This window comes from Streptomyces sp. NPDC059828 (assembly GCF_042731955.1).
GTDB lineage: Bacteria > Actinomycetota > Actinomycetes > Streptomycetales > Streptomycetaceae > Streptomyces.
Genome location: NZ_JBHWIW010000037.1, coordinates 11934 through 27395 on the forward strand (window position 1 = coordinate 11934; position 15462 = coordinate 27395).

The 15462-nt window shown below is 71.2% G+C and carries 10 protein-coding genes; 8 read left to right on the forward strand and 2 right to left on the reverse strand.

Annotated features, from left to right (window positions below):
• Nucleotides 1–49: 49 nt before the first annotated feature.
• The 7 genes from ACFV6V_RS21725 (at nt 50) to ACFV6V_RS21755 (ending at nt 10551) form a co-directional block, all read left to right on the forward strand.
• Nucleotides 50–901, forward strand: a complete 852-nt coding sequence (locus ACFV6V_RS21725; RefSeq protein WP_385567403.1) for a phosphotransferase enzyme family protein — start codon at nt 50–52, stop codon at nt 899–901.
• A gap of 577 nt (nt 902–1478) precedes the next feature.
• The gene (locus ACFV6V_RS21730) at nt 1479–3002 is read left to right on the forward strand and encodes an AbfB domain-containing protein (RefSeq protein WP_385567405.1); all 1524 of its coding nucleotides are present in this window, start codon (nt 1479–1481) and stop codon (nt 3000–3002) included.
• A gap of 133 nt (nt 3003–3135) precedes the next feature.
• Nucleotides 3136–3717, forward strand: coding sequence for an RICIN domain-containing protein (locus tag ACFV6V_RS21735; RefSeq protein ID WP_385567407.1), 582 nt, complete (start codon nt 3136–3138; stop codon nt 3715–3717).
• Nucleotides 3718–3752: 35 nt separating this feature from the next.
• Entirely contained in the window at nt 3753–4430 is a 678-nt protein-coding gene (locus ACFV6V_RS21740; RefSeq protein ID WP_385567409.1) for an RICIN domain-containing protein, read from the forward strand.
• A 119-nt stretch (nt 4431–4549) separates the two neighbouring features.
• Nucleotides 4550–5686, forward strand: coding sequence for a hypothetical protein (locus tag ACFV6V_RS21745; RefSeq protein ID WP_385567412.1), 1137 nt, complete (start codon nt 4550–4552; stop codon nt 5684–5686).
• A 278-nt stretch (nt 5687–5964) separates the two neighbouring features.
• The gene (locus ACFV6V_RS21750; protein WP_385567415.1) at nt 5965–10197 is read left to right on the forward strand and encodes a polymorphic toxin-type HINT domain-containing protein; all 4233 of its coding nucleotides are present in this window, start codon (nt 5965–5967) and stop codon (nt 10195–10197) included.
• A 36-nt stretch (nt 10198–10233) separates the two neighbouring features.
• A complete protein-coding gene (locus ACFV6V_RS21755; RefSeq protein WP_385567417.1) occupies nt 10234–10551 on the forward strand; it encodes a hypothetical protein in 318 nt (105 codons plus the stop codon).
• A gap of 246 nt (nt 10552–10797) precedes the next feature.
• Here ACFV6V_RS21755 and ACFV6V_RS21760 read toward each other — a convergent pair whose 3' ends face one another.
• Both ACFV6V_RS21760 and ACFV6V_RS21765 read right to left on the reverse strand, forming a co-directional pair.
• Nucleotides 10798–11532, reverse strand: a complete 735-nt coding sequence (locus ACFV6V_RS21760; protein WP_385567420.1) for a 3'-5' exonuclease — start codon at nt 11530–11532, stop codon at nt 10798–10800.
• A gap of 54 nt (nt 11533–11586) precedes the next feature.
• On the reverse strand, nt 11587–12831 hold the full coding sequence (locus ACFV6V_RS21765) for an SAV2148 family HEPN domain-containing protein (protein WP_385567422.1): 1245 nt from the start codon (nt 12829–12831) through the stop codon (nt 11587–11589).
• A gap of 433 nt (nt 12832–13264) precedes the next feature.
• Here ACFV6V_RS21765 and glgX point away from each other — a divergent pair, with 433 nt between their 5' ends.
• Nucleotides 13265–15385 (forward strand): glycogen debranching protein GlgX, encoded by a 2121-nt coding sequence (glgX, locus tag ACFV6V_RS21770; RefSeq protein WP_385567425.1) that lies wholly within the window; start codon nt 13265–13267, stop codon nt 15383–15385.
• Nucleotides 15386–15462: the final 77 nt, after the last annotated feature.

Below are 15462 nucleotides of genomic sequence, written 5' to 3' on the forward strand. Positions count from 1 at the left end.
AGCGTGTACGCAGCCTGGCGCCAACTGCGGCAATGCGAGAATCCGGACCATGGACGAGACACGCGCACGGGCGGTGCTGGCCGCGGTGGGGCTGCCGGGGCGGGCGGAGCTGCTGGCGCTCGGGGAGAACGCGGTGTTCGCGTCCGGCGATGTGGTGGCGAAGGTCGGGCGGAGTGCCGAGCTGCTGGATCGGGCTGAACACGAGCTGTCCGTGGCCGAGTGGCTGGAGGAGGCGGGGGTGCCCGCCGTGCGGGCCGCGGAGCCGAAGGCCCTGCTGGTGGAGGGGCATCCGGTGACACTGTGGCACCGTCTCCCTCGGGCGGTGCGGCCCGCCGAGCCGCGTGATCTCGCGCCGCTGCTGCGGCTGGTGCACGCGCTGCCCACGGCGCCGATCGCACTGCCCCGCCGGGAGCTGCTCGAGGGGGTCGAACGCTGGCTGAGGCTGGCGGGTACGGCGATCGACCGGGCGGACGCGGACTATCTGCGGGACCGCCGGGACGGCTTCGTCACCGCGGCACAGCAACTGACGCCGCATCTACCGCCCGGTCCCATCCACGGCGACGCACTCCCCCGCAATGTCCATGTCGGCGCGGCCGGTCCGGTACTGACCGATCTGGAGACCTTCTCCTCCGACCTCCGTGAACACGATCTCGTCGTCCTGGCTCTCGCCCGCGACCGCTACGGTCTGGACCCCGCCGCCTACGAGGCCTTCACCGCCGCCTACGGCTGGGACGTACGCGACTGGCCCGGCTGCGCCGTGCTGCGGGGTGCCCGGGAGACGGCGAGCTGCGCCTGGGTCGCCCAGCACGTCCCTTCCAGCCCGGAGGCACTGGACGAGTTCCGGCTGCGGATCGACTCGCTGCGGAGGGACGACCCCGGGGTCCGCTGGCATCCGCTCTAGTGCCGTGAGTGTGGTGACCGCACAGGTGCGCCGGCACGGTCGGGCACCCTGTCCCAGGGCTGCGCCCCCGGTACGCGTTCCTGCCCGAAATGGCACCGCATGGTACCCGGTTCACAGCACGGTGATCTTGATGTGTACCAGCCCACATCCTCCCCTCACACCCTCGACACAGCGGAAGCGGTGACACCGCATCCGCCGAGCGACGGCCTTCGCCACCGGTGCGCAGCCTGGACCGGGGGGCACTGACGGGGCTTCACGCGCTGCCACCACGAGGCACACCCGCACGCTTCTGCGGCACTCCCCTCTTGTTACTCGTGGGTTCCTATCAGTCTTCGCAAGCCACCTTTCAGGCAAAGATTGGCTTCAAATCGTCCAATAGAAGCCTAAATTGGTGAGTGATCGGACAGGAACGGTCAATTCCACTTTGACTGCCCTTTCGTGATCTTCAAGACTGCGCCTCCGACCACCCCGCACCCTCGGGAACTGCGTGCGGGATCTAGCAGGGGGAACCGAAAGCACAATGAAGAAGAGTCACCCGAACTCCGCTCGTCTGCGGAGGGCCGTCACACGCGGGCTCGTGACCGCCACCGCTCTGGCCTCCGTCAGCGCCGTCGCCGCACCGATGACCGCCGTCGCCACCCCGTCGCGCTCCGCGGCCACTGCCGCCGGAATCGGAACAACCGACACACAGCGGGTGGACGCCGCTGCCGTCGTACGCCTCGATCCGAGCCCGGACGTCCTGCTGCTCAGCGACGACGACTTCATCCATGCCCTCTGGCAGAAGGCCCGGGACGGCGGGGATGCCTTCGACGCGGTGCGGCTCGCCGCCGAGGCCGCCATGATGAGCGAGACGGCCGAGGACCACGTCCAGTTCATCGTGACCGGCATCCACGAGGCGTACGCCGTCGACAAGCAGCGCGAGAAGGACAAGGCCGACGCCGCCCGTGCGGCCCGGCTCGCCAGGTCCCAGGCCCTGATCGCGGTCGGCATCCCGAACAGCCCCGATCTGCTCGACCTGAGCGACGACAACTTCATCCGCGCCGTGATGCGGCACGAGGCGGCAGGTCCCGAGGTTCGCGCCGCCGCCGCGACGGCCCTGGCCGGCGACGCCGCGGCGTGGCAGGCGTTCATCGCCAACGGTGCCCGCGAGGCCCACCAGCGCGACGTGGCCAACGAGCTCAAGGAGCTCGAGGAGAAGAACCGTGCGGAGGCCGAGCGCCGCAGGGAGCTCGCCGCCCGCACCAACGCGGCAGCGCTGTTCCGCATCACTCCGTCCGAGGCCATGCTGGCGCTCAGCGACGACAACTTCATCCGCGAACTGCTGCGTGTCGCTCCGGCGGACGCCAAGGAGAGCGAGCTCTACGCGGCCGCCCAGCGCGCGGTGCTCGACGCGGACCCGGCCGCGTGGAAGCGTTTCATCCACACCGGCGCCGAAGAGGCGTACAAGAAGGACGACGAGGCGCGCCGCAAGAAGATCGCCGAGGCCAACCGCCGGCTCGCGCTGCAGATCCAGGCCGCAGCGGAGAAGACCGGGATGAACCCGAACCTGGTCGCGGCCGCGAAGAAGGCGCTGGCCGGCAGCGACGAGGACGTCGCGCAGTTCCTCAAGGAGGACAGCCAGTACCGGGCCAAGCGCCAGTCGCTGCAGCCTGCGAGCGGCAAGCCGGCCGGCTTCTTCGTCCGGCAGTCCGACGTCGACGCCGGCGAGGCCTTCCTCGCTCCCGTGTCCACGACCTCCAAGCAGTCCGATCGCGAGGACGCCACCTGGGTCGTGGTGCCCGCGCTGGGCGGCCAGCCGGGCTGCTACTCCTTCGAGTCGGCCCGCAAGCCCGGCCACTACCTGGCTCAGAAGGACCTGCGGGTCCGGATGGCCGCGAGCGACGGCAGCACGCAGTTCCGCAAGGACGCCACCTGGTGTGCCAAGAAGGGACTGAGCGGCTCTGGTACGTCCTTCGAGTCGGCCAGCCAGCCGGGTCGCTTCCTGCGACAGCGCCAGGGCGACCTGTACGCGGCCAACAAGACCGCCAAGAACAGCTTCGACGCCGAGAAGGACTTCGTCCAGGACGCCTCCTGGAAGATCGTCGCTCCGCTCGCGCGCTGACCGCGGCCCGTCGGGCCCCTTTCCCGGAGATCCCGCAGATTCCCGGAGATCCCGCAGACCGGCAGATCCGCAGATGCCGCAGATGCCGCAGATCGCGCGGATCCCGAAGACCTGAGAAGAACGGAAGCACCCCATGTCCCGGATCACCCGATCCGTCCTGGCCCTCGGGGCCAGTGTCGCCGTACTCGCCGGCGGTGTGACCGTCGCCGTCGCCGACGAGCCGTCCACCCCGCCCACCCCGTCCGTCGCCGCGGCCGTGCCCCCCTCGGCCGTACGGCTCAAGGCCGAGCACAGCGGCCAGTGCCTCACGATCACCAAGGCCAGCCTGCGCAACGGCGCCGACGCCGTGCAGTCGGTCTGTGCCGACGACGCCGCGAACCAGCAGTTCGACATGGTGGCCACCGGCACGGGCTCCTTCGAGCTGCGGGCCAAGCACTCCGGCAAGTGCCTCGAGGTGCAGAGCAGCGGCACCAAGACCGGTGCGGTCGTCCAGCAGTACTGGTGCGGGCAGGGACCGCACCAGACGTGGCGTCTGGTCATGGTCGACATCGCCAAGGAGCTGTACGAACTGCGGCCCGGGAACGTCGCGCAGACCATGAACCGCTGCCTGGACATCGCGTCCGCGAGCAAGGAAGACGGTGCGCGCTCCCAGCTGTGGGCGTGCAACGGCACGGCCGCCCAGAAGTGGCGTATCCAGCCGGTCACGGCTGCCTGAGCACCCTGAACACGCGAGAGGAAAACGATCCCATCATGTCTCGGATCATCCGGGCCGCCCTGGCCGTAGGCGCCACCGTCGCGGTGCTGGCCGGAACGGCCACCGTCGTCCAAGCCGACGAGGGCGCCGACGCCCGCTCCGCGGCCGAAGCGGCCCGTATCGCCGCCGAGAGGGCACGCCAGGCAGCCGCGGGGGACGACCCCGCCACCGCCGCGCGAGAGGCAGCCGCGAGCGCGGTCGCCGCACGGTCGGAGCTCATGTCCCGCGCCGCGATGGCCCAGACGGTCGTGCAGCTGACGGCCGCCCACAGCGGCAAGTGCCTGGACGTCGAAGGTGGCAAGGCCACGAACGGCATCGACGTGCAGCAGTACACGTGCAACGCCACCCCCGCCCAGAAGTGGAACGCCGTCGCGGCCGCGGCCGGAAGCTTCGAGCTCCGCTCCGCCCTCAGCGGCAAGTGCCTCGAAGTGGAGAACCACGGTACGAAGCCCGGTGCCGTCGTCCAGCAGTGGACCTGCGGGGCCGGGGAGCACCAGCGCTGGCGGATGCTGCTCGTCGACCCGGTCCGCAAGCTGTACGAGCTGCAGCCGGTGCACGCGGACGGCATGTGCCTGGACGTGCCCAGCGCCAAGAAGGACAACGGCATCAACACGCACCTGTGGACCTGCAACCGGACCGACGCCCAGCTGTGGCGGGTCCAGCAGGTCGCGTGAGCCGACTGAACGGGGCGCGCGAGCGGGTCCGTTGAGTGTCCGGAGGGGCAGGGCCGGCGCGATGGCTCTGCCCCTCCGTGGTTGTGAACACGTTCTTCATCTTCCCAAGGGGGTCTGAGTTGAGTCGTCAGTGGTGGGGCGCGCGGACGGTGGTGGTCGGTGTGCTGGCCGGCGCGATCGCGGCCGCGGGTGTGGGGCCGGTGTGGGCGGGCGCCCGTGCCGCGGCTGCCGCGCCGCTTGCCCGGGCGGTCTCGGTGGCCGTCGTCGCGGCCGACGGGCCGGAGCGGCCGCTCTCGCCCGAACTGGCCGCGGCCGTCGAGGAGGCGCGTCGGCGGATCACGTCGATGGCGAAGACGCACCCGGCCGCCGAGGTGAGGACGTCGGCGTGGAACGCGCTGCGAAGCTCCCGGGGCGAGGAGGCACTCGTCGAGTGGCTCGCGCCGGGCGGCGGCTTCGACTACGCGAAGCAGCGGGCGCGGGACACCCGCGCCCGGAACAAGGCGTTCTGCGAGCGGGTGGTCGCGACGCACACGGTGGGGTTCTCCCCCGAAGTGCGGGCGGCCGCGGCGAAGGCGCTGAAGGGGAGCGTCGCCGAGCAGGCGGCCTTCGTGAAGTCGGGGTACGCCGAGGCGCAGCGGCGCGACCGTGCCGCGCGTGAGGCCGGTGAGCGGCAGGGCCTGGAAGTGAGCGCCGGGGACCGGGACTTCGTGCGCGGGCTGAGTGAGCGTGACCCTGGCGAACAGGTGCGGGTCGCGGCGCAGTGGGCGCTGCGACCCGGTGCCGCGGACGCGGACGTGGCCGAGTTCTTCGGCTACGGCTGGGCGACCGGCGCGGCGCTGGACCTGGAGGCGTACCGGACGCGTGTCGCCGACGCGGAGACGACGCGGCACCACACGCTGACCCTGCTGATCCGTGACGCCACGGCCGCCGAGGCGGCAGTCCAGGGCGCGGCGGACGCGGCCACGGCACGCGCCGAGGCGGAGCGAGCCTGGCGGGCGGTGTCCGAGCACGCGGATGCGGCGCACCGCGCATGGCTGGCCGAGCAGGCGGCCGCAGCCGCCCAGGCGGACAACTGGCGGGCCGTCGCCCTGCTGTCCCAGGAGTCCGCGGAACAGCTGTGGAAGGCGATCTCGGGCACCGCCGGGAGCAGTGAGAACGCGTGGGCCGGGGAACTGGCCGGGGCGCAGGACGCCGCCGCGTTCTGGAAGGCCATGTACGACCGCGCCCAGGACGGCGAGAGCCGCACACGGGGCTGATCTGATCCCCGGGCTGACCCGGGACCGGCCCGAGGCTGATCCCGGTTTCGTCCCGAGACTTCCTCCGGGCTGACCCGGGTTGATCCGGGGCTTCTCCCGGGCTGATCCCGAGGAGTTCGGCCGGCCCGTGACCGGGGCCGGCCGAGAGGCATGACCACCCCGCCCGAGGTGGCCGGGGTTTCTTGATCCATTCGTCTAGGGGGTTTCCCGTGTGGGAAAGGTTCCGGCCCACAGCCGGAAGGCTGCGCGCGAGCGCAGCCGGGAACGTACGGAAGGCCGTGTCGACAGCGGTCGTCCTGGCGGTGCTGGGCACCGCCACCGGTGAGGCCGCTGCCGCGACCGCCGTACCGGACCAGAAGGCGTCGCTGACGCAGACGCTGAAGTCACTGGACCAGCTCGCGGCGGCGCTGAAGCCGAAGCCCGGTGGTGCCGCGCCGGCCGCGAAGTCCGAGCTCGACCGCATCAGCGAGGAGCGGGACCGGCAGCTGGTCGAGGACTTCGCGGAGTTCGACGAGGAGGAAGAGGTCCGCGAGGCCGCCAAGGCGGCGCTCGCGAGCGACGACCCGAATGCGATACGGGAGTTCCTGGAGCACGGCGAGGCCGAATCCCGCCAGCGCGCCAAGGACAAGCGTGCCGGCGTCGACGTCGCGAACCGGCAGCAGATCGAGAAGCTGCGCGGCACTGGCGGCCCATACTTCAACGCCGAGGTCGAGCGGGTCCTCAAGGGCACGGCTCAGGACCGCGCCGACTTCCTGGCCTTCGGCGCCGGCATCGCCAAGCAGCGTGACGAGGCGGACAAGCAGAACGCCGCCAAGCGCGCGGAGGAGAACCGCAAGCGCGTCGAGATGCTCGTGTCGGTGGGCGGTCCCGCGGTGAAGCGGGCGGCGCAGGCCGCGCTGGACTCCAGGGACGACGCGGTGATCGCGGAGTTCCTGGAGAAGGGCTACCAGGCCGCCGCGCAGCAGGACGCCGACGACCGGGCCGCGCACGAGAAGGCCCAGAAGGAAGCCCAGGAGGCCGCGGAGAAGCTCCGTGAGCTGGCCCGCAAGGCGGCCGTCGCCGCCGAGGCCCGCACCAAGCTGATCGCCGCGCACGGCAGTGCCGTCCGAGCGCTGAAGGGCGCCTCCAACGCCATGGCGGCGGCGGCATCGGCAGCGCGGCAAGCGGACCGGATGCTGTCGGCCGACCGGGCCGGCAAGCGCCTGTCCGACTATGCCCAGGTCAAGGCCGAGGTCGCACGTCAGGTCGGGTACGCCGAGGACGCCGCCAAGGCGGCACAGGTCGCCGCCGCACAGGCCAAGGTGCAGGCCGATGTGCTGGTGGAGACCGGTCTCGAGCACGGCACCCAGTGGTCCGAGGTGGCCACGGGCATCGCCGCCGCCGCCGACGCCGCGGAGAAGGCCGCCCGGACGGCACAGCACGCGGTGGACGCCACCGCCGCCGACGCCGCCGGTCTGAACGCCAGGAACCAGGCCGAGCTGCATGAGCAGCAGGCCAAGAAGTGGCGGGAGAACGCCGAGGAGCACGCCCGGGCCGCGGCTCGACTGGCCGAGGCCGCGGACAAGCAGGCGAAGATCGCCGCGACCGCCGCGGCACGTGCCAAGGAGGCGCGTCTGGCGGCCGAGCAGGCCGAACGCGAGGCGTGGGAGCACGCCCGTAAGACCCGGGAAGCGCGCGTCGAGGCGCAGCGCCAGGCTCAGATCGCGGCCGAGCAGCGCAAGATCGCCGAGCGTGAACGGGACCTCGCCGCGGCGGCCCGGGCCCGGGCCGAGCGCGAGCGGGACAACGCCGCTGCGGCGCGTGCGCGCGCCGAGGCCGAGGCCCGTACGGCGACCGCTGCCCGTGCGCAGGCGCAGGCGGCTGCCGCCACAGCGGCTGCCGCGCGCGCGGACGCCGCACACCAGAACGGCATCGCCGCCGAGGCGGACCGCAAGGCGGGGATTGAGGAGGTCAACGCCCGCGATGCCCGCAACGCCGCGCGTGCGGCCGAGCAGCGGCACCAGGCGCAGGTGGCCCGTGCCCGTGCGACCGAGGCGATCGCCGCCTCCGGCCGCGGCACGGTCGACGCGGCTGTGGCTCGGAGCGCCGCCGACGCCGCGCGCGCCGACGCAGACGCCGCCGGTGTGGCAGCGGGTCAGGCCCGTGGTGCCGCCAACACCGCCAGCGGTGCGGCCGTACGGGCGCGTTCCGCCGCGACGGAGGCCGCGGGAGCGGCCGCCCGGGCACGGGCGGCGGCCGCCGAGGCCACCGCACACGCCGCGCGTGCGAACGCCGCGGCGAACAAGGCGGAGGCCGCTGCCGCCGCCGCCAACGCCGCGGCGAACCGCGCGGAGGCGGAGGCGGCTCTCACCCACGCCGCTGCCCAGCGCGCCAACCAGAAGGCCGCGGAGGCCACGGCCCAGGAGGCACGCGCCGGCATCGCCGCGCACGAGGCCGCCCGTCTCGCCGGACTCGCCGCCATGGAGGCGAACAACGCCCTCCAGGCCGCTAACCGCACCAAGGAGGAAGCACAGGGCGCGGTCCGCGAGGCGGCCATGGCGCGGGTCCAGGCCACCGTCGCGGTCAAGGCGTCGGCCGCGGCACGCAGCACGGCCGCCGGGATCGCCGAGCCGGCCAACACGGCCATCGAGCTGACCACGCCGTTCGCCGACACGGACGTCGACGCCGACTTCGCCGCCGCGGTCGCCGCCGCGGCGCAGGAGATGGGTGCGGAGCAGGTCGCCTCGGCCGAGGCGAAGGCAACGGAAGCGGTGAAGGCCGCCGAGGCCGCCGAGGCCGCGGCCAAGCGGGCGAATGCCCAGGTCGCCCCGGCGTTCAAGGCCGCGGCCGAAGCCGCGCGTTCATCCGCGAACGCCGCGCGCTCGGCTGCCGCCGCCATGAAGTCGGCTGCGCAGGCGGCCGAGGAGGGCGCCAAGGCCCGCTCCGCCGCGGCACGCGCCAACCAGGCCGACGCGCAGGCGCAGGCCGACGCGAAGCTCGCCCGCCAGGCCGCCACCCAGGCCTACGCGGACGCGACCGCGGCCCGCAACGCGGCCAACCAGGCCGAGGCGGAGGCGGCCCGGGCCCGGGGCGCTGCAGCCGAGGCCGACAACCACGCGGTGGCCGCCAACAGTGCGGCGAACCTGGCGGAGCACGAGGCGAGCGTCGCCCAGGGAGCCGCCGCCCAGGCCGAGAAGGACGCCGCGGACGCGAACACGTTCGCGGAGTCGGCCGAGAGCCATGCCAAGTCGGCTGAGGCCGCGGCAAAGAACGCCAACACGTATGCCCGCGAGGCGGACGAGGCGGCGAAGGAGGCCGAGGAATACCAGCGCGAGCAGGAGCGCAAGGCCCGCGAGGCCGCGGCCAAGGAGGCCGGCAGCAAGGGCGAGACCAGGAAACTGAGCGAAACCGAGCTCGATGCGCTGGAGCGCGCCGGCATCTCGCGCGAGGAGTACGAGAAGGCCCGTCAGCTCGCGGAAAAGGGCCTCGTCGACTTCCTCATCGAGAACGGCGGCGACATCATCGTCGACCTCCTCTTCGAGGACATCAAGAAGTGCTTCGCCGACGGTGACTTCGAGAGCTGCTTCTGGGCGGTGGTGGGCAGCCTTCCCTGGGGCAAGGCTCTCAAGATCATCAAGGAGACTCCGGCGATCGCCAAGGCGCTCAGCCGTATCGTCGGTGGCCTTGACGACTTCCTCGAGAAGTCCGCAGCTGCCAAGAAGCTGATCAAGGAGACCGAGGAGATCCTCGACGGCGTCCGCAAGGCGTGCAAGATCGGGGAGAAGACCAAGAACAGTTTCGCACCGGGCACGTTGGTCCTCATGGCCGACGGCACCCAGAAGCCGATCGAGGACGTCCGGGTCGGTGAGCGTGTGCTGGCGACCGACCCCGTGGCCGGCAGGACCGAGGCACGCGCCGTCACCCACCTGATCACCGGCGAGGGCCGGAAGGACCTGCGGGACCTCACCGTGGACACCGACGGTGCCGTCGGAGACGCCACCGGCACCCTCACGGCCACGGACGGGCACACCTTCTGGGTCGACAACCGGCACGAGTGGCTGGCCGCGCGGGACCTCAAGCCCGGTGACCGACTGCGCACCCCCGAGGGTGAGCTCAGGGAACTGGTCGGCGTTCGCGCCTGGACTCAGCCGATGCGGGTCCACAACCTGACGGTCGATGAGCTGCACACGTACTATGTGCTGGCAGAGAGGACTCCGCTCCTCGTCCACAACGAGACGCCGTGCGATGCGGAACTCGAAGCCGTCTGGATGTCTCCCAACAAGACTCTCGCCGACAGCTTCAAGTACCACTACGAGAAGCACGCCAAGGCTCTCGGCAAGACGGAAGCGCAGTACCAGGCCGATGCCAAGGCGTGGCTCGATTCGAATCCCAAGAAGCAGCGCCTGAACGCGAGGCTGTTGGAACTGGCCGACGGTACGAAGGGCATCAAGTACACGACCCCGGGCGGAGGCCCCGGCGGCATCCTCAAGGACGGCAAGCTCGTCAGCTTCTGGTACCACGACGATCACTGACGATCACCAGGGAGAGGTGCAGCACAGATGGAATTCATGGACTCCTACAGTCTGTGGACACAGCTCATGCGCCCCCCGAAGGGGGTGGACGAGGAGACCAGAGATCTCCGCACCGACCTGCTGGTGTCCGACGAGTACTTGCTGTCGGTGACGAACCTGGTCGACTACGGAATCTTCGACCCTCCGAAGGTCGACGTCTTCTCCTACCTGGACAAGCTCCTGCTCCGTGCGGAGAGGATGATCGCGGAGGGGAGCGCCGAGGTGCGGGGGTCCGCCCGCCATCTGCATGCGTATGCGGCGCTTTCCCGCCAGGTGTACCAGCAATACCTTGAGGTCGGTGCGCAGAAGCAATGACCCCGACTGCGGCGGGGCCCCGGTCGCGGGCCCCCCCCCGGCGGCTAGGTGAGCCCAGCCACACCACTACCGTGGGGGGGGCGCGCACCCCCAGAACCCCCCGCGCGCCTTGCCCCCCTGCGTAACCCCAACCACCTGCTGGGGGGTGCGAACACCCAATCCCCCGCCCGGCGGCGGGCCGCCCTCCGCGCCCCCCCCGCGGCCTTCTCGGTCAGCCCTGCCACAGCAGTCCGGTGCGAGGCGCTCTCACCCACTGACCCCGGCGAGCGCCCGGACCGGCCAGGTGCCGTCCACCACCGCGTCGTGGGTGCCCTTGCGTCGCAGGAAGTCCTGGAAGTCCGCCGCCCAGTCTGCGTACCAGCGGATCTGACGGGAGTGCAGCTCGGTGGGGGTCACCGCTGCCACCGAGGCGTGCCGCTCCGCTATCGCACACGCCACCCTGACCGCGGCCAGCGCGTCCGCCGAGGCTTCATGCGCCTCGTCCAGCACCACCCCGTACTCGGCGCAGACCGCCTCGAGGGTGCGCTTGCCCCTGCGGTAGCGGTCGACCGCGCGGTCGATCGTGTAGGGGTCGATGACCGGGCCGATCGCGGAGGCGTCCGTGCCCTGCCCCAGCCGCTCGGAGAGCGACGGCAGACCGTGCCGGGCCAGCTCGGCGGAGAGCAGCGTCAAGTCGAAAGCCGCGTTGTACGCCACGACCGGGACGCCTGCCTGCCAGTGGCCCGTCAGCGTTTCGGCGATCTGCTCCGCCACCTCGCTCGCCGGACGCCCGTCGGCCGCCGCCCGCTCGCTGCTGATGCCGTGGATCGCCGACGCCTGGGCCGGGATTCGGATCCCCGGGTCCGCGAGCCAGGTGCACCGCCGGACCGGCCGGCCGTCCTCCACGGCGACGACCGCCGCGGTCACGATGCGCGCGTCCAGCGGATCGGTGCCCGTCGTTTCCAGGTCGAAGCCGACCAGCGGCTCACGATGCCAGGCCATGCACTGCCCCCTCGTCTGTGGTACGGACGAAACTCTCGCACGTGGCACTGACAGTCAGGACACCGGTCGGGAGTCGCTCCACACGGACTCGAATTCCTCTCGGTAGGTCTGGAACAGGCCGTGCTCGCTCTCCTGACCGGACCTCACCACGGAAGGCCTGCCACCCCGCAGCACCAGCACGGGGGCCTCCATGCCCCGGGCCCGGCGCAGATACGACTGCACGACCGCGAGACCGTCGGGGCCGTCGCCGTCGACCAGGTAGGCCGTGAAACGAGGCGTCTCGTCGAACACGTGGATCTCGAAGGCCCCGGGGTCGCGCAGCCTCGACCGCACCCGTCGCATGTGCAGGATGTTCATCTCGACCGCGCGGCCCAGTTCGCCCTTCCTGATACCCAGCTCGCGCTCGCGCCGCTTGATCGCGCTGCTTGCGGGGTTGAGGAACAGCAGCCGCACCCGGGCGCCCGCTTCCGCGAGCCGGACAAGCCGCCGCCCCGAGAAGTTCTGCACGAGCAGATTCAGGCCTATGCCGACGGCGTCGAGCCGCCGGGCACCCCCGAAGAGGTCCTCCGCGGGGAGCTGGCGCTGGAGTCTGACCCGGTCCGGGTGGACGGAGACCACGTCCGCGTAGCGGTCGCCCACCAGGTCCTCGACCGCGTCGACCGGCAACCGGTCGGCGGAGGGCACCCCGGCTCCGCTCCCGAGGATCTCGAGCAGCCGGGCCGAGGCCCGTTCGGCCTGGGCCAGTACGGCCTCGTTCAGTGCCCGGTTGCGCGAGACCACGTTCCGCGCCACCTCGAGCTCGTCCAGCGCCAGCTCGACCTCGCGCCGGTCGTCGAAATACGGCTCGAAGCAGGGCCAGTGCTGGACCATCAGCTCCCGCAGCTGCGGCAAAGTGAGGAAGCTGAGCACATTGTCGTCGGCCGGGTCGAGCAGATAGCCCTTGCGGCGCGAGACCTCCCGTACGGCGACGGCCCGCTGCACCCACTCCTGGCCTGCCGGCCCCGCCGCGGCCACGACCCAGTCGTCGCCGTGCACATGCTCGTAGACGGGCCTCAGCACGGCGGCCACGACCGCGCGCAGCCGCTGCTCGACCAGATTCAGCCAGATGTAGGCGCGTCCGGCCCGCTGGGCGCGGGTACGCACCTCGCTCCAGGCCTCCGCGCTCCAGTCCAGTTCGGGTCCAATGTGAGATGCCATATCGACCGGCCTGGCGAGCGACACCGCGCCGGGCGGGACATCGGCCGAGTCCCCCTCATGACCTGCGTCACCGGGGGGTAGCTCCAGCCCTCCCGAGCTCACCCGCGCACCGCCTTCCCGCTCCCCCTCCAACGATCAAGGAAGGGTACTCCGCCCACGGGACGAGGCGCATCCGGAACTCCCGGCTCTTTCCCAACTCCCCGAAACCGGCAGCCCGTTCACGGTGGCGAGATCGTCCGGAGTGGGGGGAATCACCGCTATTGCACCCCTGGCGGCGCCCTGTGTCCGCAGGGTTTACCCGCCCGCGGCCCGCCGGCTCAGACTCCCCGGCACGGGCGACACGGGGGAACCCTGTGTTGACCGGGTCACCGGTTTGGCGGCATACGGTTTTACATGTATTTTTCAGCGTTTACCCGCTCTTTGGCATGGTCACCCGGTAGAACGGGGGTAAGTCCTAGGAGCCGGCCCCACTTTCGGGGAGGATCTGGCCGAAGTGGTCCCCCGCACCCGGATCAGAAGTGGAAGAGTCTTATCTATGCAGGTCTGGCCGGGACAGGCGTATCCCCTCGGTGCCACCTACGATGGCGCCGGCACCAACTTCGCGGTTTACTCAGAGGCCGCGCGGCGCATCGAGCTGTGTCTGCTGCACGACGACGGCTCGGAGACGGCGGTGGAGCTGCGCGAGACCGACGCCTTTGTGCGCCACGCCTATCTGCCGGGCGTGATGCCCGGCCAGCGTTACGGCTTCCGGGTACACGGACCGTATGCGCCGGAGCGTGGGCAGCGGTGCAACTCGGCCAAGCTGCTCCTCGACCCCTACGCACGCGCGATGAGCGGCCGGATCGACTGGGGCGAGGCGGTGTACGGCTACCACTTCGGCCGGCCGGACTCACGCAACGACCTCGATTCCGCCCCGCACACGATGGCCTCCGTCGTCGTCAATCCGTACTTCGACTGGGGCGACGACCGCCCGCCGCGTACGGACTACCACCGCACGGTCATCTACGAGGCCCATGTGAAGGGCCTGACGATGCTGCACCCGGCGCTGCCGCCCGAGCTGCGCGGCACCTACGCCGGGCTGGCCCATCCTGCGGTGATCTCCCACCTCACGGAACTGGGCGTCACGGCACTGGAGTTGATGCCGGTGCATCAGTTCGTCAACGACAACCGGCTGGCGGACGCGGGGCTGAGCAACTACTGGGGTTACAACACCATCGGATTCTTCGCCCCGCACAACAGCTACGCCTCCTGGGGCGACCGCGGGCAGCAGGTGCTGGAGTTCAAGTCCGCGGTCAGGGCCCTGCACCAGGCGGGCATCGAGGTGATCCTCGACGTGGTCTACAACCACACGGCCGAGGGCAACCACCTGGGTCCCACGCTGTCCTTCCGGGGCCTCGACAATGCCTCGTACTACCGGCTGTCCGAGGACAAGCGCTACCACACGGACACCACCGGCACCGGCAATTCCCTGCTGATGCGCTCCCCCCATGTGCTCCAGCTGATCATGGACTCGCTGCGCTACTGGGTCACCGAGATGCACGTGGACGGCTTCCGGTTCGACCTCGCTGCCACCCTGGCCCGCCAGTTCCACGAGGTGGACCGGCTGTCCTCGTTCTTCGACCTGGTCCAGCAGGATCCGGTGGTCAGCCAGGTGAAGTTGATCGCCGAGCCGTGGGACGTCGGCGAGGGCGGCTATCAGGTGGGCAACTTCCCGCCGCTGTGGACCGAATGGAACGGCATGTACCGGGACACGGTCCGCGACCTGTGGCGCGGACAGCCGCGCACGCTGGCCGAGTTCGCCTCCCGGCTGACCGGATCGTCCGACCTCTACCAGGACGACGGCCGGCGCCCGCTGGCCTCCGTCAACTTCGTGACCTGCCACGACGGGTTCACCCTGCGGGACCTGGTCTCGTACAACGAGAAGCACAACGAGGCGAACGGCGAGGGCAACCGGGACGGCGAAAGCCACAACAGGTCGTGGAACTGCGGCGCCGAGGGCGACACCGAGGATCCGGATGTGGTCGAGCTGCGGGGCCGCCAGATGCGGAACTTCATCGCCACCCTGATGCTGTCCCAGGGCGTGCCCATGCTCAGCCACGGCGACGAGTTCGGCCGCACCCAGCGCGGCAACAACAACGCCTACTGCCAGGACTCCGAGCTGTCCTGGGTGCGCTGGCCCTCGTCGACCGAGGAGGAGCCGGGCTCGCTGCTGGCGTTCACCCGGGCGATGGTGTGGCTACGCCGCGACCACCAGGTGTTCCGGCGCCGGCGCTTCTTCCACGGGCGGCCCGTGGAGGGCACGCACGACGAGCTCTCCGACATCGCCTGGTTCACTCCTGAGGGGGTGGAGATGACCCAGCGGGACTGGCAGGCGGCCCATGCCCGGGCCCTGACGGTGTTCCTGAACGGGCATGCGATCTCGGAGCCCGGTCCGAGGGGTGAGCGGATCTCGGACGACTCGTTCCTGCTGATGTTCAACGCGAGCGCCGACGATCTGGACTTCGCGGTGCCGGTCAACCACGGCAGGCAGTGGCAGGTGCTGGTGGACACCGCCCGGCCGGACGGCGTACCACCGGGGCAGGGACCCAAGGTGGCGGCCGGCGAGCGGGTCCGGATGATCGGGCGGAGCCTGGTGGTGCTGCGCCGTCCGGCGTAGCCCGGCGGATACGGATGCTTGGTCGTATCAGGTGAACGTGTCCGGCTCCGGGCACCCCCGGACCTGCGGGATGACAC

What these genes read in the sequence shown, in the direction of transcription:
- glgX (WP_385567425.1), top strand. Translation starts at nt 13,265, where the DNA reads ATGCAGGTCTGGCCGGGACAGGCGTATCCCCTCGGTGCCACCTACGAT.
- ACFV6V_RS21760 (WP_385567420.1), bottom strand. Translation starts at nt 11,532, where the DNA reads ATGGCCTGGCATCGTGAGCCGCTGGTCGGCTTCGACCTGGAAACGACG.
- ACFV6V_RS21725 (WP_385567403.1), top strand. Translation starts at nt 50, where the DNA reads ATGGACGAGACACGCGCACGGGCGGTGCTGGCCGCGGTGGGGCTGCCG.
- ACFV6V_RS21740 (WP_385567409.1), top strand. Translation starts at nt 3,753, where the DNA reads ATGTCTCGGATCATCCGGGCCGCCCTGGCCGTAGGCGCCACCGTCGCG.
- ACFV6V_RS21755 (WP_385567417.1), top strand. Translation starts at nt 10,234, where the DNA reads ATGGACTCCTACAGTCTGTGGACACAGCTCATGCGCCCCCCGAAGGGG.
- ACFV6V_RS21735 (WP_385567407.1), top strand. Translation starts at nt 3,136, where the DNA reads ATGTCCCGGATCACCCGATCCGTCCTGGCCCTCGGGGCCAGTGTCGCC.